Raw genomic sequence first — 18305 nt, 5'->3', positions numbered from 1 at the left:
AACCTCAGACCGCGAAAGCAGGGCCACGTGCTGACCGTCGACTTCTCCCGGTTCCCGCTCGCCCCGGGCGACCGTGTCCTGGACCTCGGCTGCGGGGCCGGCCGGCACGCGTTCGAGTGCTACCGGCGCGGCGCGCGGGTCGTGGCGCTGGACCAGAACGGCGAGGAGATCCGCGAGGTCGCCAAGTGGTTCGCGGTGATGAAGGAGGCCGGGGAGGCGCCCGCCGGGGCCACCGCGACCGCCATGGAGGGCGACGCCCTCGCCCTGCCCTTCCCCGACGAGTCCTTCGACGTCGTGATCATCTCCGAGGTGATGGAGCACATCCCGGACGACAAGGGCGTCCTCGCCGAGATGGTGCGCGTGCTCAAGCCCGGCGGCCGGATCGCGATCACCGTCCCGCGCTACGGCCCGGAGAAGGTGTGCTGGACGCTGTCCGACGCCTACCACGAGGTCGAGGGCGGCCACATCCGCATCTACAAGGCGGACGAGCTGCTGGCGAAGATCCGCGAGGCCGGCCTGCGTCCCTACGGCACCCACCACGCGCACGCGCTGCACTCGCCCTACTGGTGGCTGAAGTGCGCGTTCGGCGTGGACAACGACAAGGCGCTGCCGGTGCGGGCGTACCACAAGCTGCTGGTCTGGGACATCATGAAGAAGCCGCTGGCCACCCGGGTCGCCGAGCGGGCGCTGAACCCGGTGATCGGCAAGAGCTTCGTGGCGTACGCGACCAAGCCGCACCTGCCGCGCGCCGAGGCCGAGGCGGACGCCACGTGACCACCCCCCGGACCCCCCGGACGGAACACCTCGTCCTGCCCGGGGTTCTCACCGCGGGGCAGGCCGCCGCGACCGTCGCCGGCATCCTCGCCGTCCAGCGGGAGGACGGTGCGATCCCGTGGTTCCGCGGGCACCACCTGGACCCCTGGGACCACGTCGAGGCCGCGATGGCGCTGGACGCGGCGGGCGAGCACGAGGCCGCCGAGCGGGCCTACCTGTGGCTGGCCCGGCACCAGCTGGAGGACGGCTCCTGGTACGCGGCCTACGCCGACGGCGACCCGGACGACGTCACCGACCGCGGCCGGGAGAGCAACTTCGTCGCCTACGTCGCGGTCGGGGTCTGGCACCACTACCTCGCCACCGGCGACGACACGTTCCTGGACCGCATGTGGCCCTGCGTGTACGCGGCGGTGGAGTTCGTGCTGCGGCTGCAGCAGCCCGGCGGGCAGATCGGCTGGCGGCGCGACGACGACGGCACGGCCACCGCGGACGCGCTGCTCACCGGCTCCTCCTCCGTCCACCACGCGCTGCGCTGCGCGCTGGCCGTCGCCGAGCAGCGCGAAGAGCCGCAGCCCGGCTGGGAGTTGGCGGCGGGCGCGCTCCGGCACGCGATCCGGCACCACCCGGAGCGGTTCCTGGACAAGGACCGCTACTCGATGGACTGGTACTACCCGGTGCTCGGCGGCGCGCTCACCGGCGTCGAGGCCAAGGCCCGCATCGAGGAGGGCTGGGACCGCTTCGTCGTCCCCGGACTCGGGGTGCGCTGCGTGGTGCCCAACCCGTGGGTGACCGGCGGCGAGTCGGCCGAACTCGCCCTGGCCCTGTGGGCGATGGGCGAGTCCGACCGTGCGCTGGAGGTGCTCCAGTCGATCCAGCACCTGCGCGATCCGGAGACCGGCCTGTACTGGACGGGCTACGTCTTCGACGACGACGCGGTCTGGCCGCGCGAACTGACCACCTGGACGGCCGGCTCCCTGCTGCTCGCCGTCGCCGCGCTCGGCGGCCACGAGGCCACCTGCGCGGTGTTCGGCGGCGACCGCCTGCCACTGGGCCTCGACCCGGACTGCTGCACCCCGGCCTGACCGGCGGGACCCGGCCGGGGCCGGGTCAGTGACGGCGCAGACGGCCCGCGATGGCGTGGCCGACGAACAGGTAGACGACGGCGGCGAGTCCGTAGCCGGCGACCACCCGCGCCCACGCCTCGTCGAAGGTGAACAGGTCACGCGACCAGCCGGCGAGCCAGTTGGCCGCGTCATGGACGAACTGCACCAGGTCGTTGGCCCGGTTGGCGTCCAGCAGATACATCAGGATCCACAGTCCGAGGATGACGGCCATGATGTCCGCGATCACCGCGACGACCGTCCCCGCGGAGTTGGAGCCAGTGCGATATCGAGGGGACATGCTTTCCGTCTGGCCCCGGAACCCGGGTTGAAACCCGCGACGGCGACGGTCCCCGACGCGGTCCCGCCCCGGGGGTGTTCGCCGGCCGCACGGCGACGGCCCCCCGCCCGGAGGGGCGAGGGGCCGTGAGGACGGGGGCCGGGGCTCAGCCGCGCTGGATCCCCGAGGTGTCCTGGAGCACACCGCGACGGCCGTCCTGCGTCTGGGCGACGAGGGCCTGACCGCGCTGCTCCACCGCCAGGTACCAGGTGCCGGGGGCCAGTTCGGCGATCGGCGTGGGCGAGCCGTCCTCGGGGAACAGCGGCCGGGGCACCGGCACGGCGAACCAGAACGGCGAGAAGTCACCGGCGGGCGCCGGGGCGGGCTGCCCCTGCTGCGGCTGGCCCGGGAAGGGCTGCTGCGGCTGGCCGGGCTGGCCCGGCTGCGGCTGACCGCCGAAGGCGGCCTGCTGCGCGCCGGGGTAGCCGTAACCGCCGGGCGGCTGGGCGCCGTAGGGCTGCGGGGCGGCGGGACGGGGGGCCGGGACGAGGGAGCCCTTGAGGGCCGGGACCAGGGGGGTGGCGACGGCGGCGGCGGCCATGACGAGCGTGGCGACGAGGGCCAGGATCAGACCGGTGCCGGCGTCGGGGCCGTCGCCGGCACCCTCGAAGTTGTCGGCGCCGCCGGCCACGTCGAAGACGTTGCCGAGCGCGCTCCAGGCGGCGAAGACCGTGAAGGCGATGCCGAACTGACCGAGGTCCAGGCCCGCGACCTTCGGCGGCTGCGGCAGGGCACGGGCGAGGACGATGAGCACGGTGCCGATGATGCCCGCGAGCACCACGCCGAGCAGGACCGGTCCGCTTCCCCACAGGTTGGGAAGGTCGAGACTGTCGGGAGCGCCGTCGACGGAGTAGAGGTCGAGGAACGACGCGATGAACAGCAACACCGCTGCTCCGATCACCACGCCGTCGCCTCGAGTGAGGGAGCGGATATTCACTTCAGGTCCTTGTAGGTCGTCTCGTCGTCGGAAGAGGCGTCGCTGTCACCATGTCGCCCGAAGGCCCCGGTGCGAAGCGCGGGGGTGGCCCCTCATGGTACGGACGACACTACCGTCCGTACGATCGGCCTGTCCGCCGGGATCAGCGCGCTGATTCCGGTCCCCGCAGGAAGCTCACGATTCCGTCGGAAATCCCTTGCGCCGCCTTCTGCCGCCAGGCACCGCTGGTCAGCAGTGCCGCGTCCTTGCTATCGCGCATGTTGCCGCACTCGATGAACACCTTGGGAACCGTTGACAGATTGAGACCGCCCAGGTCCTCACGCGTGACGAGACCGGTGCCGCCGCCGACGTAGTTGGAGGGCGCGCTGCCGGTGACGCGGACGAAGTTGCCGGCGATGCGCTCACCGAGGTCGCGGGAGGGCCCGACGATGGCCCGGGTGTCGGCGGCGCCGGCGTGCACGGCGCCCGGGAGGATCACGTGGAAGCCGCGGTTGCCGGCGCCGGAGCCGTCGGCGTGGAGGGAGACGACGGCGTCGGCCTTCGCCCGGTTGCCGATCCGGGCCCGCTCGTCCACGCACGGCCCGAACGGCCGGTCGGCGTCCTGGGTCAACTTCACGGTGGCGCCCTGCTCTTCGAGGAGCGCGCGCATGCGGTGGGCGACGTCCAGGGTGAACTCGGCCTCGGCGTAACCGTCGTTGGTGGACGTGCCGGTGGTGTCGCACTCCTTCCGGTTGGTCCCGATGTCCACCTGGCGGTTGATCTCGGCGGTGTGCCGGAAGTTGCCCGGGTTGTGTCCCGGGTCGATGACGACGACCTTGCCCTTGAGCGGCCCGGACGCGGCGGGCGCGGAGGCGGAGCCGGAGGGGGAGGGTGACTCGGCCGTGGGGGAGGCGCCGGGCTTCCCGCCGCCGGGCCGGCCGGACGGCGGGGCGGCGGCCGAGGAGGGCGCCCCGGACGGGGCGGACGCGGACGCCGTCGCGGACGCGCTCGCGGAACCCCCGCCGTCCCCCGGTCCGTCCACGGCCGCGTACACCGCCCACCCGAGCAACGCCCCCGGCACGAGCGCGGCGAGCGCCACGGTCAGCGGTCCGCGCCGGGACCGCCGCGACGGGGGAGGATCGAAGCCGGGACCTGTGTACGACACGCAGCCACCCTAGCGGCCCGGACGGGGCTCCACCGGCTCGACGGCCCCACCGGGGCGCCTCCCGCGTCCCGGCCGCGCGCCCCCGGACCCGGGTACCGGTCTCAGAGGCCCGGGCCCGTGCGGCGCAGCACCCGCAGGGAGCCGGTGGCCGAGGTCTGCGTGAAGGCGCCGGACTCCAGGGCGCGCAGGTAGACGCGGTACGGGGCCTGGCCGGTGAACTCGTCCACCGGGTCGGGGAAGACGTCGTGGATGACGAGGAGGCCGCCCTCGGCGACGTGCGGGGCCCAGCCCTCGTAGTCGGCCGTGGCGTGCTCGTCGGTGTGGCCGCCGTCGACGAAGACCAGGGCGAGGGGGGAGTTCCACAGGGCGGCGATCTGCGGGGAGCGGCCCACCAGGGCCACCACGTGGTCCTCCAGGCCCGCCCGGTGCAGGGTGCGGCGGAAGGCGGGGAGGGTGTCCATCAGGCCGAGTTCCGGGTCGACCGTCTCCGGGTCGTGGTAGTCCCAGCCGGGCTGCTGCTCCTCGCTGCCGCGGTGGTGGTCCACGGTGAGCGCGGTGACGCCGGCCCCGCGGGCGGCGTCGGCGAGCAGGATCGTGGAACGGCCGCAGTAGGTGCCGACCTCCAGCAGGGGCAGGCCCAGGCGGCCGGCCTCGGCCGCCGCCGCGTACAGGGCCAGGCCCTCGTCCGCGGGCATGAAGCCCTTCGCCGCCTCGAACGCGGCCAGGATCTCCGGGGGTGGGGCCATCGGCATGGGGCGTGCCTTTCCCGAGGTCGTACGTGTGTGCACGGCCTCATGCTGCCGTATCCGCCGGCGGCCCGGCCGGCAGGGGTGCCGCCGGTGACGGGAGTCCGCCCGCCCCCGGTGGCGGCGGTGCGCCGCGGGGGCGGGCGGACCCTTCGTCCGGCGGCCACCCGCGCGTGCCGCCCGCGGTGGTCCGGTGGGCCCCGCGCTCGCTCCTCCGGGGGGTCGGCCCGGCTGCTCGGCGGCCCGTCCGAGGGCCGCGCCGGTGCGCCGCATCCCCCTCCGCGGCGGAGCCGGGCGGGTCCGGGCCGGGAGACCGAGACGGGGTCGGACGAAATGCCGATGTACGGAGTGCCCTCCGGTTGAGAGCATGGCCCACATGCTCGAAACCACCGACACCACCCGTACGTCCGGTCGCGGAGCTCCCCCCACGTGGCTGGTGGTGGCGCTGGCGTGTGCCGGGCAGTTCCTCGTCGTGCTCGACATCTCCGTGGTGAACGTGGCCCTGCCGTCCATGCGCACCGGCCTGGGCCTCGACGAGCAGGGCCTGCAGTGGGTGGTCAACGCGTACACCATCGCCTTCGCCGGCTTCATGCTGCTCGGCGGACGGGCCGGCGACCTCTACGGGCGCAAGCGCATGTTCCTCGTCGGCCTCGGGCTGTTCACGCTGGCCTCGCTGGCCGGCGGGCTGGCCCAGGACGGCTGGCAGCTGCTGCTGGCGCGGGCCGCACAGGGACTCGGGGCGGCCGTCCTGGCGCCCTCCACGCTCACCATCGTCACCTCCGCGGTGCCGGAGGGGGCGGCCCGTGCCCGGGCCATAGCGACCTGGACGGCCGTCGGGGCGGGCGGCGGCGCGGCCGGCGGATTCGTCGGCGGGGTGCTGGTGGACGCGCTGTCGTGGCGCTGGGTGCTGCTGATCAACGTACCGGTCGGAGCGGTGGTGCTGGCCGCTGCCGCCCGGTGGCTGGCGGAGAGCCGGAACGGGGACGGGCGGCGCCTCGACCTGCCGGGCGCGCTGCTGGTGACGGCCGGTCTCGCCACGCTGGCGTACGGCATCTCGCAGACCGAGGCCGAGGGGTGGACGGCGGCGGCCACCCTGGTGCCGCTGTGCGCCGGGCTCGCCCTCGTCGTGCTCTTCCTCCTCGTCGAGGCGCGGGCGAAGGCCCCGCTGATGCCGCTCGGACTGCTGCGGCTGCGGCCGGTGTCGTCGGCGAACGCGGCGATGTTCCTGAGCGGCTCCGCGATGTTCTGCATGTGGTTCTTCATGACCCTCTACGCGCAGAACGTGCTCGGCTACACCCCGCTGGAGGCCGGACTCGCCCTGGTGCCCAGCTCGCTCGCCGTGGTCCTCGGCTCCAAGGCCGCGCCCCGGCTGATGCGCACCTCGGGCCCGCGCGCCGTGGCCGTGCTCGGCACGCTGGTCGCGGTGGCCGGCTTCGGCTGGCAGTCGACGATGACCGCCGACGGGACCTACCTGACCACCATCATGCTCCCCGGCGTCCTCATGATGCTGGGCGCGGGCCTCGCCGGGACCCCGCTCGCCGCGCTCGCCACGTCCGGTGCGCCGCCGCAGGAGGCCGGTGTCGTCGCCGGGCTGGTCAACACCTCCCGCACGATGGGGGGTTCGCTGGGGCTCGCGGTCATGTCGACGATCGCGGCGGCCCGTACGGGGGATGAGCGGACGCCGCAGGCGCTGACGGAGGGATACGCGCTGGCGTTCCGTACGGGAGCGGTCGTGCTGGCCGCCGGGGCGGTGCTGATGTGGCTGTGGCTGCCGCGGCGGACGGCCGCCGCCCCCCGGGGCCCGTCGTCCGGATGAGCCGCGGCACGCCGGCGGCGCCGCGCCGGTACCGGTGAGCGGGCCGCCGGGCGACGGGGTCCCCGGCGGGGGCGGCCCCCGTTCCTCGCGGGTGCGGGCCACCGGGGCGCGAGGGGCGCCTACGCGCAGGTGACGTCCCGGTCCGGCCGTTCCCCCGTCGCCAGGAAGCGGGACACCGTCCGGTCGCCGCAGGCGTTGCCGTTGGCGAGGTAGGCGTCGTGGCCGGTGGAGTCCACGGTCACCATGACGGCGCGCCGGCCGAGGGCCTCGCGGAGCTCGAGGGCACCGCTGAGCGGGGTGGCCACGTCACGCCGGTTCTGGACGAGGAGGACGGTGGAGGGGCCGCGGTCGGTGATCCGCACCGGGGGCTCCTTCGGCGGGTAGGGCCAGGCGGCGCACATCGGCGCGTTCCTCGGCATGCCGGCGGTCAGCGGGTACGCGGCGCGGCTTTCGGCGACGCCCTTCTCGTACACGGCCGCCGACGCGGGCCAGGCGGCGTCGTTGCAGAGGGTGCCGGCGGCGATCGCGGTGACGTTCTGCAGGAGGGACTCGGGCGGCGCCTGGGGCGCGGGCGGCACGGTGCCCCTCCGGACGGCCCGCATCAGCCGGGCGAGGGCGGGGTAGTCGTCGGGGTCGTAGAGGCTGTCCAGCATGGCCTGGCGGAACACGTTGCCGTTCAGCTCCTCCGGGTTGGCGCCGGGCCAGGGGAGGGGCTCGCGGTCGAGGCGCGCGGCGAGGCGGAGGAAGAGCGCGCGCACCTTCGCCGGGGTGCCGGCCACCCGGTCCGGATTGCGGGGCGCCGACGCCCACTCGGCGAACTCGGGGAAGTTGTCCTCGGCGCCGGCCTCGAACGCGGCGAACCAGCCGCCGGCCGCCCATGTGGGATCGGGGCCGGGGTTGCTGTCCAGCACGAAGCGGTCGGTGCGGTGCGGGAAGAGCTGGTTGTAGACGGCACCGACGTACGACCCGTAGGAGAGGCCCCACGCGGAGATCTTCCGCTCGCCGAGCGCCGCCCGGATGCGGTCGAGGTCGCGGGCCTCGTCGGCCGTGCTGATGTGCCTCATCAGCTCGCCGCCGTTGCGCGCGCAGGCCCTCGATATCCGCCGCGCGGTGGCCATGCTCTCCGTGACGGAGCCGTCGGGGGCGGGCCAGGGAAGGAGCTTCGTCCGGGCGAGGTCGCCCCGCTCCACGTCGCAGCTGACCGGGGTGGAGCGGCCGTACCCGCGGGGGTCGAACCCGATCAGGTCGTAGGCGTCCCGTACCTGCCGCGGCAGCTTCCACCCCTTGTCCGAGGGGTCGTCGATGCTGCCGCCGCCGGGTCCGCCGGGGATCATGAACAGGGCGCCGCGGCGCGCCTCGGGGTCCTCGGCGGGTATGCGGGAGACGGCCAGGGTGATCCTCTCGCCGCGCGGGTCGGCGTGGTCCATCGGCACCTCGACGGTCGCGCACTCCTGGCGCGGATCGAGCCCCGTCCCCTCGCACCGCGTCCACTCGAGGGGCGGCGGCCCGGGAGCGGCGGCCGCCGGCGCCGAAGCGGTCGCGGTGGTGAGGGACACGGTGAGGCTCAGGACGGCCGCCGATGCGGCGAGCAGCGCCGCGTTCCACTTGATTCTCGTCATGCGAACGAGGCTCGCCCGCTCCGCCGGTCGCCGGAATCCCGCCAACCGCCCTCTCCGCACGGGGGTTTGCCCCCGGGGGTCCCCCCAGGAGCGGCCGGCTGCCGGGACCGCTTCCGCACCGGCCGCTCCCGTGCGGTGCCGTCCTCCGCGGCCGGGGGCGGGCGGCGCCCGCCCGGACCGTCCCGGCACGGCACCGGCGGCCTTCACACGGGCCGGAGGCCGGGTTATACCGGGTCGTGCGGGAAGCCCCCGTGACGGTCCCGGCGACGCCTCCGGTGATCAGGAGGGGCGGAAGAGCCGGGAGAACCAGGAGGATCGGGAGAACCATGCCCATCGACGCAGTCAAGGCGCTCGCCGCCGGACCCCGGACCGGCGAGATCTCCTGGACCGCCAAGGACGTCCTGCTCTACCACCTCGGCATCGGCGCGGGGACGCCCGCCACCGACCCCGCCGAACTGCGCTACACCCTGGAGTCCCGGCTGCACGTCCTGCCGAGCTTCGCCACCGTCGCGGGCGCCGGGGCGCCGGGCGTGACCAGCGCGCTGTCCCTGCCCGGCGTCGAGGTCGACCTGGCGAAGGTCCTGCACGGCGGCCAGTCCCTCACCCTGCACCGCCCCCTCCCGGTCGAGGGCACCGCCACCCTCACCGACCGCATCACCGCCGTGTACGACAAGGGCAGGGCCGCCGTCCTCGTGATGCGCACCGAGGCCGCCGACACCGACGGCCCGCTGTGGACCGCCGACGCGCGGATCCACGTACGCGGCGAAGGCGGCTGGGGCGGCGACCGCGGTCCGTCCGCGCGGCGCGAGGCCCCCGCCGGGGAGCCGGACCGGACCGTCGAGCTGCCCGTCCGGGAGGACCAGGCCCTCCTGTACCGCCTCTCCGGCGACTGGAACCCGCTGCACGCCGACCCCGGCTTCGCCGAGCGCGCCGGGTTCGAACGGCCCGTCCTGCACGGGCTGTGCACCTACGGCATGACGCTCAAGACGGTCGTCGACACCCTGCTCGGCGGTGACGTCACCCGCGTCCGCGCCTGTGCCGCCCGGTTCGCCGGGGTCGTGTACCCGGGCGAGACGCTGCGGATCCGGATGTGGCGCGGGGACGGCGAGACGCGCGTGGCCGTGAGCGCGGCCGAGAGGGACGACGCGCCCGTGCTCGCCGACACCACCGTCGGACACTCCTGAAGCGGCCCGCGGCCGGGGAGCCCCGCCCCGCGTGCGGCCGCACCGCCGGCGACCGGACGGGGCCCGGACACGGTGCGGCCCCGCCCGTCGTGCGACGGGCGGGGCCGGTCGTGCTCCCGGTTGCCGGGCCGGACCTGACGTACCGTCAGGCGGCCGCCTCCGAGCGCTCGTCCTCCTCCACCGGCCTGCGGTGACGGCCCCGCGGGGCCGTCCCGGCGTCCTGCGTGGAGACCGGCCCCCGGTGCCTGCCGTGCCCGGCAGCGGCCTGCCCGCCCTCGGCGGTCTGCGGCTGGTTCGTGCTGGCGTCGTTCATCGGAAGGAATTCACCCCGTATACATGATCTTTCCTACAGCCGGGCGAGTGTAACCGGCACACCACGCCCCGGATCCAGGCGACCACGCCGACCGCCGCTACTTCGTTACAAGCCGTCCCAGGGGCGCCTGCTGGAGGGGCACGGGGCGGGGCGCGGAGGAGGAGCCGGAGGCGTCGGGGGCGTGCGGGGCCTCGGGGCCGGGGGGAGCCGGGAAGGCGCCGAGAACCGAGAACACGCCGGTGGTCGAGGGGAGTTCACCGAGGGTCCGGTGCTCGCCGGGAACCGCCGGCGCGGCCGGGGCCGAGGCCGCTCCCGGAGCCGTGGGCTCCGGTGCCGTCGACGGGCGCAGCCCCAGCCCCTCCGGCCGCATCCGCTGCCCGGGCGCGGTCAGCCGGGCCACCCCGCACGGCACCGCGCGGGTGGCGTACGGCAGTCGCAGCACCCCGTCCGCCGTCCACAGCCCGCTGCCGGTCAACCAGCCGTCGGGCGGCGGGAGGTGGTGCACCTTCCGCTCCGCCGGCCGCCACACCCCGACCCAGCTGCCGAACGCGCCGTCGATGCGCAGCGCCACCGCGCAGCTCTCCGGCGTCAGCATCTGCCCCGGCTGGATCGCGAACGGGGTGACGGCGCAGTCCGCCATCCGCAGGCACTCCGGGAAACGCACCGGCAGCGTGCTGCCCAGCACTCCCCAGCCCAGCCGGGCCCGCCCCGGCGAGGGCGCGTCCGAGCGGACCAGCAGCAGCCCGCTGTCCGGGTCGGCCAGCAGCACCCGGTCGTCGCTCCCGTCGGCGATCTGGAGCAGCGGGGACACCTCGCCGCCGCGCTCCAGGTCCACCACCACCGCCTTGGTGCGCCCGCCGGTCTCCCGGTCCAGGGCCAGCATCCGGCCCGCGCGGTCCAGCCACACCCCGCCCGAGCAGCGGCCGGGGACCTCGGCGACGTGCTCGGGCCCGAACGCGCCGCCCGCGACGAGCCACACCGCCGTCGACCCCCGGCCCACGGCCAGGGCGTAGGCCCGCTCCCCGTCCGGGGCGGGCGGCAGCAGCCGCAGCCGGGCCCCCTCCCGGGGGCGCTCGACCGTGCCCAGCGGCAGCTCGCCGGTGCCGGGTCCGGTCGGGTACAGCAGGGAGAAGGCGTGCCGGCCGTCCACCAGCCGGTGGATGAGGACCCGCCCGTCGCTCAGGGGCTGCACCTCGGTGCCGGGCTCCTCGGGCTGGTCGCCGGGCAGGGGCACCGCGTAGGGCTCGGGGCCGTCCAGGGTCCAGCGCTCGGGGAAGAGGGAGTCGCCGGCCAGGGCGAGGCGCGCGGCGTAGGAACCGTCCGCGGTGATGGCGCAGCCCGGCCGCCCGGCTCCGTCCTCGTGTCCCGTCGCGGGTGACGGGGATCTTCCCCGCACGAGCGGAGCCCCGGGCCCGGAAAAGGTACAGACCGTCATCGTTCGGTCACCTCCGGCGACGACCGTAGTTATCGCACGCACAGGCGGGGGCCGACGGCACCGCACTTCACACATAAGGGTGCTCCAGGAACGATTCTCCTGAGGGGACGGGGACACGTGTGCTGGCCGGACCGGGCGCCGTCGCGCGGGCCCGCACCGGTACTGCGGCGCGAAACGGCCAGGTAGCCTTGCACTCGTGCCCCGTCTGTCTGAAGTCATCGCCGTACTGGAGACCCTGTGGCCCGCCGAACGGGCCGAGTCCTGGGACGCGGTCGGCACCGTCGTGGGCGAGCCCGGCCAGGAGGTCACGCGGGTCCTGTTCGCCGTGGACCCGGTCCAGGAGACCGTCGACGAGGCGGTGAAGCTGGGCGCCGACCTGCTCGTCACCCACCACCCGCTCTATCTGCGCGGGACGACCACCGTCGCGGCCTCCACCTTCAAGGGCCGCGTGGTGCACACGCTGATCAAGAACGACATCGCGCTGCACGTCGCCCACACCAACGCCGACACCGCCGACCCGGGGGTCTCCGACGCCCTCGCCGGCGCCCTGGACCTCAGGGTCGTACGGCCCCTCGTGCCGGACCCCACCGACCCCGAGGGCCGCCGGGGCCTGGGCCGCGTGTGCGAGGTGGACCCCCCGCTGACCGTCGGCGAGCTCGCCGCCCGCGCCGCCGCGTGCCTGCCCGCCACCGCGCAGGGCATCCGCGTCGCCGGCGACCCCGAGGCGCCCGTGCGCACGGTCGCCGTCAGCGGCGGCTCCGGCGACAGCCTCTTCGACCACGTCCGCGCCGCCGGCGTGGACGCCTTCCTCACCGCGGACCTGCGCCACCACCCGGCGTCCGAGGCCCGCGCCGAGAGCCCCCTCGCGCTGCTCGACGCGGCGCACTGGGCCACCGAGTGGCCCTGGTGCGAGCTGGCCGCAGCCCAGCTCGACGAGATCTCCGACCGCCACGGGTGGGGCCTTCGGGTCCACGTCTCCAAGACGGTCACCGACCCCTGGACCGCCCACGCGGCGTCCTCCCGCCCGTCGCCCGACACCGCCCTTCCCGGGAGCGCCTCGCGCGCACCCTCCCCCGCCGACACCTCTGGAGCCCCCAACTGAACGCCGCGCCCGCCGACCAGATCCGACTCCTCGACCTCCAGGACCTCGACGTCCGCCTCCAGCAGCTCGCGCACAAGCGGAAGTCGCTCCCCGAGCACGCCGAGATCGAGTCGCTGACGAAGGACCACACCCAGCTGCGCGACCTGCTCGTCGCCGCGCAGACCGAGGAGAGCGACTGCGCCCGCGAGCAGACCAAGGCCGAGCAGGACGTGGACCAGGTGCGCCAGCGCGCCGCCCGCGACCAGAAGCGCCTCGACTCCGGTGCCGTCTCCTCGCCCAAGGACCTGGAGAACCTCCAGCACGAGATCGCCTCCCTCGCCAGGCGGCAGGGCGACCTCGAGGAGATCGTGCTCGAGGTCATGGAGCGCCGCGAGTCCGCGCAGGAGCGGGTCGCCGAGCTGACCGACCGCGTCGCCTCCGTCCAGTCGAAGATCGACGACGCCACCGCGCGCCGTGACGCGGCCCTCGAGGGGATCGACGGCGAGGTCGCCTCGGTCACCAGGGAACGCGAGGTCGTCGCCGGATCCGTCCCCGCCGACCTGCTCAAGCTGTACGACAAGCTGCGCGAGCAGCAGGGCGGCATCGGCGCGGCGAAGCTGTACGCCCGCACCTGCCAGGGCTGCCGCCAGGAGCTCGCCATCACCGAGCTGAACGAGATCCGCAAGGCCGCGCCCGACACCGTGGTGCGCTGCGAGAACTGCCGCCGCATCCTGGTGCGCACGTCCGAGTCGGGTCTGTAGACCGGGGCGTGGGGGCTTTTCCGGTGCGGGAGTTCATCGTCGAGGCGGACGGCGGGTCACGGGGCAACCCGGGGCCCGCGGGCTACGGGGCCGTGGTGAGCGACGCGGCGACGGGGCAGGTCCTCGCGGAGGCGGCCGAATACATCGGCGTCGCCACCAACAACGTCGCCGAGTACCGGGGTCTGCTGGCCGGCCTGCGCGCCGCCCGCGAGCTGGACCCCGAGGCCGCGGTCCACGTCCGGATGGACTCCAAGCTCGTCGTCGAGCAGATGACCGGCCGCTGGAAGATCAAGCACCCCGACATGAAGCCGCTCGCGGCCCGGGCGGCGCGGGTCCTGCCACCGGAGCGGGTGACGTACGAGTGGATCCCCCGCGAGCGGAACAAGCACGCCGACCGCCTGGCCAACGAGGCGATGGACGCGGGTGCGCGGGGGGAGGCGTGGAGCGCGCCGGCCTCCGCGGCGGAGGCCGGCGGCGAGGCGGCCGGGGCCCCCACCGCCGCCGGTGACGAGCAGGGCGCCGCCCTCGACGCCGACGCCCGCGCCGCGCGCGCCGTGGCCGCGTCCGGTGCGGGAGCCGCGGCCACGTCCGGTGCGGGGACCGCGGCCACGCCCGCTGTCGGGTGGGCGCCCGCCGACATGGGGCCGCCCGCCACCTTCGTCCTGCTCCGGCACGGTGAGACCCCGCTGACCCCGCAGAAGCGTTTCTCGGGCAGCGGCGGCAGCGATCCCTCCCTCTCCGACATCGGCCGGGAGCAGGCCGAGAGGGTCGCCGCGGCCCTCGCCCGGCGCGGCACCGTCCAGGCGGTCGTCGCCTCCCCCCTCGCCCGCACCCGTGAGACCGCCGGCATCGTCGCCGCCCGCCTCGGCCTCGAGGTGACCGTGGAGGAGGGGCTGCGCGAGACCGACTTCGGCGCCTGGGAGGGCCTCACCTTCGCCGAGGTCCGCGAGCGCCACCCCGAGGACCTGAACGCCTGGCTGTCCTCCCCGGACGCCGAACCCACCGGCGGCGGCGAGAGCTTCGCGGCCACCGCCACCCGGGTCGCCGCCACCCGGGACAAGCTGATCGCGGCGTACGCGGGCCGCACGGTCCTGCTCGTCAGCCACGTGACGCCGATCAAGACGCTGCTGCGGCTCGCCCTGGGCGCCCCGCCCGAGGCCCTGTTCCGGATGGAGCTGTCGGCGGCCTCGCTCTCGGCGGTGGCGTACTACGCCGACGGCAACGCCAGCGTCCGCCTGTTCAACGACACCGCGCACCTGCGCTGAGCCCCGCCGCCTCGCGGGCCAGCCGCTCGATCCGGTCCCAGTCCCGGGCCGCGACCGCGTCGGCCGGGAGCATCCAGCTCCCGCCCACGCACCCGACGTTGGGCAGCGCGAGATAGTCCGGCGCACAGTCCGCCCCGATCCCCCCGGTCGGGCAGAAACGGGCCTGGGGAAGCGGTCCGGCCAGCGCCTTCAGATACGCCGTCCCGCCCGCGGCCCGTGCCGGGAAGAACTTCATCTCCCGTACCCCGCGCTCGAGGAGCGCCACCACTTCGGAGGCGGTGGACACCCCCGGCAGGAACGGCACCCCGGACGCCCGCATCGCCTCCAGCAGCGCGTCCGTCCACCCGGGGCTGACCAGGAACCGCGCCCCGGCGTCCACCGCCTCGCCCACCTGCCCCGGCGTGATCACCGTCCCGGCACCGACCACCGCGTCCGGCACCTCGCCGGCGACCGCCCGGACCGCGTCGAGCGCGGCGGGCGTCCGCAGGGTCACCTCGATCGCGGGCAGCCCGCCGGCCACCAGCGCACGCGCCAGCGGTACGGCGTCGGCGGCGTCCTCGACGACGACCACGGGCACGACGGGGGCGAGGCCCAGCACGGAATCCGGCACGGAGGAGGGCAGGGGAGAGCTCATGGCGTCATCCTGCCCCCGCCGATGCAGCACGCGCAAAGCTCGTTGCGCATGCTGCAACGAACTGCCGGGAGGCTCAGTGCACCTCGTCCACCAGCACGTCCAGCGCCCAGGGCGTCCCCGCCCTGGCCGGCGCCGCCGCCTCCACCTCGTACCCGAGGTCCCGCAGCGCCTCCACCAGCCCGGCGGGATCCGCCGGGGCGGCCCCCGAGGTCAGCAGACTCCGCACGATCCGTCCCTTGGTCGCCTTGTTGAAGTGGCTGACCACCTTCCGCGTCGGCGCGTGCAGCACCCGCACGGTCGCCGTGCGCGCCGCCACCTCGCCCTTCGGCCTCCAGGCCGCCGCGTACGCCGCCGACCGCAGGTCCAGCACCAGCCCGGTCCCGGCCGCCTCGGGCAGCACGGAGGCCATCGCCGCGCGCCAGTGCGCGTTCAGCGCGCCGAGCCCGGGCAGCTTCACGCCCATCGAGCAGCGGTAGGAGGGGATCCGGTCGGTCACCCGGACCGCGCCCCACAGCCCGGAGAAGACCAGCAGGGACGCCGCGGCCCGCCGCTTCGCCGCCGCGTCGAGGGAGGACAGGTCCAGGGCGTCGTACAGCACCCCGGTGTAGACCTCCCCGGCGGGCCGCGCGCCGGCCGTCCGCAGCTCCGCGTTCTTCGCGACCTCGCCCCGCAGCCCCTCGCTCAGTCCGAGCACCTCGCGCGCCTTGTCCTCGTCGCCGGTGCACAGGTCCACCAGCTCGGTGAGAACGGCCTCCCGGGCGCCGGCCAGCCCCGGCAGCGACAGCGACTCGGGCTTCAGCGGGGCACCGCGGCCGGAAGCGGCCTTGCCTTCGGACGGCGGCAGCAGGACAAGCACACGTACTCCTTCGGTAGAGCTCCGGGTCAGGGTACGGCGTGTGCCAGCCGGTCCAGTTCGGCGCCGTAGAGCACGGCCGGGTCGAAGCCCATCCCCGTGAAGTGGCCCGCCAGCTCCAGGGACAGGACGCCGTGGAGGCGGGTCCAGAAGGACAGCGCGCGGCGCAGGGCGGGCGGGTCCGCGGGGTGGTCGCCCGCCCACCGGCGGTGCCGCGCGAGGTGGGACTCGAGGGGGCCGGCTCCGTCGGGGCCGTCCGCGGGGCCGTCGGCGAGCCGGGCGGCGTCGAGGAGGATCGCCATGATCTCGCGCGCGATCGCGGTCACGTCGTCGGGGGCGTGGTAGCCGGGGACGGGGGTGCCGTAGACGAGGAAGTAGCGCTGGGGGTCCTCGAGCGCCCACGTGCGCAGGGCGCGCCCCAGCCCGTCCAGGTCCGCGCCGGACGCGGCGGCGGTGCGGAAGGCGTCGGCGAGGCTGCCGTAGGCGTCCCGGATCAGCTCGGTGATCAGGTCGTCACGTCCGGCGAAGTACCGGTAGAGCGCGGGTCCGCTCATGCCCATCTGCCTGGCGATGGCGTTCAGCGACAGTCCCGGCGCTCCCGACGTGGCGATCTGCTCCCGGGCGCGCTCCTTGATCTCCGCGCGCACCTGGCTCCGGTACCGCTCGCGAGGCGTCGTCCGCCCGTCCTTGCCCGCCACGTGCCGCGTCCCCTCCGGTCGTCGTCCCGTTAGACGCTATCACCGGAGAGAGGGCTTTCAGCGGTCCCGGAGGCGCGCTCGCGTCCCGCCAGAGCGCGCACGAGCCCGCCGGCGTCGTCCGCGTGGAAGCGCACCACGCGGACCTCGCGGCGACGGCCGAAGAAGGTGACGTGCGTGACCGGTTCGGTGAGCTCGACGGTGACGGTCGTCCGCGAACCGACGTCGAGGTCGAGTTCGCCGTCGACCTTCTCGTGGGTCATGCGCAGCTCACGGCGGACGGAGGCGATCCGCTCCAGCGGTATCCGCAGGTCGACGTGGGCCGCCCGGCGGATCCGCAGCGCGCCGGCGTCCAGCACGTGGGGGCGTACGGCGGAGGCGGCGTGCAGGGCGACCACGAAGACGACGGTGTACACGTCCAGGAAGAGCACCACCGCGTGCACGGCCGGCCAGTCGTCCAGCAGCACGGACATCGCCACCGTCTCGACCACGCACACGAACGCGAACCCGAACATCAGGGCCGCCTGCCCGCGGGCGTACCCGAAGGCCGTGCCGCCGCCGGTGCCGTGGGTGCGCCGCGCCACCCACAGCCCGAGGCTCGCCATCAGCCGCAGCTCGTGCCGGGCGAGGACCCAGGCAATGCGCAGGCCCCTCACGACCGAACCCCTCACGCCGGTCCCCCTCACGCCCGTCTCCCTCATGCCCGCCCCTCTCACGACCGCCCCTCCGTGACGATCCGCAGCGCCCGGCGGATCGCCTCCGCCTGGGCCGGGGCGAAGTCGGCGTAGAACGCGCGCAGGAAGCTGTCGCTCCGCTCGGTGCCCCATTCCGTCGGGACCAGCTCGGAGGGCACGCACGCGGCGAGGGCACGGGCGGCCTCGTCCACGCGCGGGTCGTCCGGGCCGGCGTCGGCGAGCGCGTCGAGCAGGCCGTACACGGCGAGCGCCCGCTCCGCCCCGCCCGGCGCGCCCACGACCCCGCCGAGCAGGCCCACCATCCGCTCCCGCTCCTCCGGCGACGCCGCCGTCTCGATGAGCGCGAGCACCTCCCGGTCCTTGGCGGCCATCGGGGAGTCCGACCCGTGCCCCATGTCACGGAACAGCGCGGCCAGCCCCGGCGAGACCGGCCCCTCGGGGGCCGGCCCGCCCTCCGCCTCCAGCAGCGCCCGCAACCGCACCCGGCGGTCCCGCAGCGCCGCCTCCTGCCGCGCCAGGTCCTCGTCCAGCTCCGTCAGCACCTCCACGAGGTCCTTGCCCGCGTCGTCCGCGAGCACGTCCCGCACCTCGGCGAGCCCCAGCCCCAGCTCGGTCAGCCGCCTGATCCGCGCCAGCACGACGGCGTGCCGCAGGGTGTAGTCCCGGTAGCCGTTGGCCCGCCGCTCCGGCTCCGGCAGCAGCCCCAGGTGGTGGTAGTGCCGCACGGTCCGCGTGGTGACGCCGACGGCGGCGGCGAGTTCTCCGATCCGCATGGGACCAGTAGAGACGTTGACGTCGCGGCAGGGTCAAGCGAGCGCCGTGGTGTCCGACGGGGGTCATGATCCTGTGCCACGATCGAGGGAACGGCTCCCGATCTCACGGACAGGTGATCAGCCGATGTCCCAGTCCGACG

General features: G+C 75.2%; 19 protein-coding genes. 7 read left to right on the top strand and 12 right to left on the bottom strand.

The window, feature by feature from the left end:
- Positions 1–27 precede the first annotated feature (27 nt).
- Together GL259_RS12775 and GL259_RS12770 are read left to right on the top strand one after the other, a co-directional pair.
- The gene (locus GL259_RS12775) at positions 28–774 is read left to right on the top strand and encodes a class I SAM-dependent methyltransferase (protein WP_159532224.1); all 747 of its coding nucleotides are present in this window, start codon (positions 28–30) and stop codon (positions 772–774) included.
- Complete coding sequence (locus GL259_RS12770) at positions 771–1856, top strand: prenyltransferase/squalene oxidase repeat-containing protein (RefSeq protein ID WP_159532222.1); 1086 nt, start codon at positions 771–773, stop codon at positions 1854–1856. The genes GL259_RS12775 and GL259_RS12770 overlap by 4 nt, the downstream gene beginning before the upstream one ends.
- Positions 1857–1881: 25 nt before the next feature.
- Here the strand turns inward: GL259_RS12770 and GL259_RS12765 are convergent, their stop codons facing one another.
- From GL259_RS12765 to GL259_RS12750, 4 genes are all read right to left on the bottom strand, one after another.
- Positions 1882–2175: a hypothetical protein gene (locus GL259_RS12765; protein ID WP_145869494.1), complete on the bottom strand. Its 294-nt coding sequence runs from the start codon at positions 2173–2175 to the stop codon at positions 1882–1884.
- Positions 2176–2320: 145 nt separating this feature from the next.
- On the bottom strand, positions 2321–3151 hold the full coding sequence (locus GL259_RS12760) for a DUF5336 domain-containing protein (protein WP_159532201.1): 831 nt from the start codon (positions 3149–3151) through the stop codon (positions 2321–2323).
- A gap of 142 nt (positions 3152–3293) precedes the next feature.
- The gene (locus GL259_RS12755; RefSeq protein WP_159532199.1) at positions 3294–4295 is read right to left on the bottom strand and encodes an N-acetylmuramoyl-L-alanine amidase; all 1002 of its coding nucleotides are present in this window, start codon (positions 4293–4295) and stop codon (positions 3294–3296) included.
- Between the two features lie 101 nt (positions 4296–4396).
- Complete coding sequence (locus GL259_RS12750; RefSeq protein ID WP_159532197.1) at positions 4397–5047, bottom strand: class I SAM-dependent methyltransferase; 651 nt, start codon at positions 5045–5047, stop codon at positions 4397–4399.
- 361 nt (positions 5048–5408) lie between these two features.
- On the opposite strand from GL259_RS12750, the gene GL259_RS12745 reads away from it, so the two are divergent.
- Positions 5409–6857, top strand: coding sequence for an MFS transporter (locus tag GL259_RS12745; RefSeq protein ID WP_159532195.1), 1449 nt, complete (start codon positions 5409–5411; stop codon positions 6855–6857).
- A 119-nt stretch (positions 6858–6976) separates the two neighbouring features.
- Here the strand turns inward: GL259_RS12745 and GL259_RS12740 are convergent, their stop codons facing one another.
- Positions 6977–8476 (bottom strand): alpha/beta hydrolase, encoded by a 1500-nt coding sequence (locus GL259_RS12740; RefSeq protein WP_159532193.1) that lies wholly within the window; start codon positions 8474–8476, stop codon positions 6977–6979.
- Between the two features lie 326 nt (positions 8477–8802).
- Between GL259_RS12740 and GL259_RS12735 the strand changes: the two genes are divergently transcribed.
- Positions 8803–9660, top strand: a complete 858-nt coding sequence (locus tag GL259_RS12735; protein ID WP_159532191.1) for a MaoC/PaaZ C-terminal domain-containing protein — start codon at positions 8803–8805, stop codon at positions 9658–9660.
- A gap of 145 nt (positions 9661–9805) precedes the next feature.
- Here GL259_RS12735 and GL259_RS37640 read toward each other — a convergent pair whose 3' ends face one another.
- Together GL259_RS37640 and GL259_RS12730 are read right to left on the bottom strand one after the other, a co-directional pair.
- Positions 9806–9973: a hypothetical protein gene (locus GL259_RS37640; RefSeq protein ID WP_166461479.1), complete on the bottom strand. Its 168-nt coding sequence runs from the start codon at positions 9971–9973 to the stop codon at positions 9806–9808.
- A gap of 97 nt (positions 9974–10070) precedes the next feature.
- Positions 10071–11408 (bottom strand): hypothetical protein, encoded by a 1338-nt coding sequence (locus GL259_RS12730; protein ID WP_159532189.1) that lies wholly within the window; start codon positions 11406–11408, stop codon positions 10071–10073.
- A gap of 196 nt (positions 11409–11604) precedes the next feature.
- Here GL259_RS12730 and GL259_RS12725 point away from each other — a divergent pair, with 196 nt between their 5' ends.
- The 3 genes from GL259_RS12725 to GL259_RS12715 are packed head-to-tail and all read left to right on the top strand — an operon-like array spanning position 11605 to position 14515.
- Positions 11605–12510, top strand: a complete 906-nt coding sequence (locus tag GL259_RS12725; RefSeq protein WP_159532187.1) for a Nif3-like dinuclear metal center hexameric protein — start codon at positions 11605–11607, stop codon at positions 12508–12510.
- Positions 12507–13250, top strand: a complete 744-nt coding sequence (locus GL259_RS12720) for a C4-type zinc ribbon domain-containing protein (protein ID WP_159538595.1) — start codon at positions 12507–12509, stop codon at positions 13248–13250. The genes GL259_RS12725 and GL259_RS12720 overlap by 4 nt, the downstream gene beginning before the upstream one ends.
- A 23-nt stretch (positions 13251–13273) precedes the next feature.
- The gene (locus tag GL259_RS12715; RefSeq protein ID WP_159538593.1) at positions 13274–14515 is read left to right on the top strand and encodes a bifunctional RNase H/acid phosphatase; all 1242 of its coding nucleotides are present in this window, start codon (positions 13274–13276) and stop codon (positions 14513–14515) included.
- On the opposite strand, the gene eda is transcribed toward GL259_RS12715, so the two are convergent.
- From eda to GL259_RS12690, 5 genes are all read right to left on the bottom strand, one after another.
- Positions 14490–15149 (bottom strand): bifunctional 4-hydroxy-2-oxoglutarate aldolase/2-dehydro-3-deoxy-phosphogluconate aldolase, encoded by a 660-nt coding sequence (eda, locus tag GL259_RS12710; RefSeq protein ID WP_159532185.1) that lies wholly within the window; start codon positions 15147–15149, stop codon positions 14490–14492. The two genes, GL259_RS12715 and eda, sit on opposite strands and share 26 nt — an antisense overlap.
- Before the next feature lie 73 nt (positions 15150–15222).
- Positions 15223–16005: a peroxide stress protein YaaA gene (yaaA, locus tag GL259_RS12705; protein ID WP_159532183.1), complete on the bottom strand. Its 783-nt coding sequence runs from the start codon at positions 16003–16005 to the stop codon at positions 15223–15225.
- A gap of 26 nt (positions 16006–16031) precedes the next feature.
- On the bottom strand, positions 16032–16700 hold the full coding sequence (locus GL259_RS12700; RefSeq protein WP_159532181.1) for a TetR/AcrR family transcriptional regulator: 669 nt from the start codon (positions 16698–16700) through the stop codon (positions 16032–16034).
- A 29-nt stretch (positions 16701–16729) separates the two neighbouring features.
- Positions 16730–17302, bottom strand: coding sequence for a hypothetical protein (locus GL259_RS12695; RefSeq protein ID WP_159538591.1), 573 nt, complete (start codon positions 17300–17302; stop codon positions 16730–16732).
- Positions 17303–17409: 107 nt separating this feature from the next.
- Entirely contained in the window at positions 17410–18165 is a 756-nt protein-coding gene (locus GL259_RS12690) for a MerR family transcriptional regulator (RefSeq protein ID WP_159532179.1), read from the bottom strand.
- Between the last annotated feature and the right edge of the window lie 140 nt (positions 18166–18305).

The sequence above is a fragment of the Streptomyces sp. Tu 3180 genome (genome assembly GCF_009852415.1).
Taxonomy (GTDB): Bacteria; Actinomycetota; Actinomycetes; order Streptomycetales; family Streptomycetaceae; genus Streptomyces.
Note: the sequence above shows the minus strand (reverse complement) of the source record. Positions and strands in the feature narration are given on the sequence as shown.

Excerpts from the sequence above, each read along its gene's own strand:
- GL259_RS12765 (WP_145869494.1), bottom strand. The coding sequence starts at position 2,175 with ATGTCCCCTCGATATCGCACTGGCTCCAACTCCGCGGGGACGGTCGTC.
- GL259_RS12750 (WP_159532197.1), bottom strand. The coding sequence starts at position 5,047 with ATGCCGATGGCCCCACCCCCGGAGATCCTGGCCGCGTTCGAGGCGGCG.
- GL259_RS12745 (WP_159532195.1), top strand. The coding sequence starts at position 5,409 with ATGGCCCACATGCTCGAAACCACCGACACCACCCGTACGTCCGGTCGC.
- GL259_RS12740 (WP_159532193.1), bottom strand. The coding sequence starts at position 8,476 with ATGACGAGAATCAAGTGGAACGCGGCGCTGCTCGCCGCATCGGCGGCC.
- GL259_RS12735 (WP_159532191.1), top strand. The coding sequence starts at position 8,803 with ATGCCCATCGACGCAGTCAAGGCGCTCGCCGCCGGACCCCGGACCGGC.
- GL259_RS37640 (WP_166461479.1), bottom strand. The coding sequence starts at position 9,973 with ATGAACGACGCCAGCACGAACCAGCCGCAGACCGCCGAGGGCGGGCAG.
- GL259_RS12730 (WP_159532189.1), bottom strand. The coding sequence starts at position 11,408 with ATGACGGTCTGTACCTTTTCCGGGCCCGGGGCTCCGCTCGTGCGGGGA.
- eda (WP_159532185.1), bottom strand. The coding sequence starts at position 15,149 with ATGAGCTCTCCCCTGCCCTCCTCCGTGCCGGATTCCGTGCTGGGCCTC.
- GL259_RS12695 (WP_159538591.1), bottom strand. The coding sequence starts at position 17,302 with ATGGCGAGCCTCGGGCTGTGGGTGGCGCGGCGCACCCACGGCACCGGC.
- GL259_RS12690 (WP_159532179.1), bottom strand. The coding sequence starts at position 18,165 with ATGCGGATCGGAGAACTCGCCGCCGCCGTCGGCGTCACCACGCGGACC.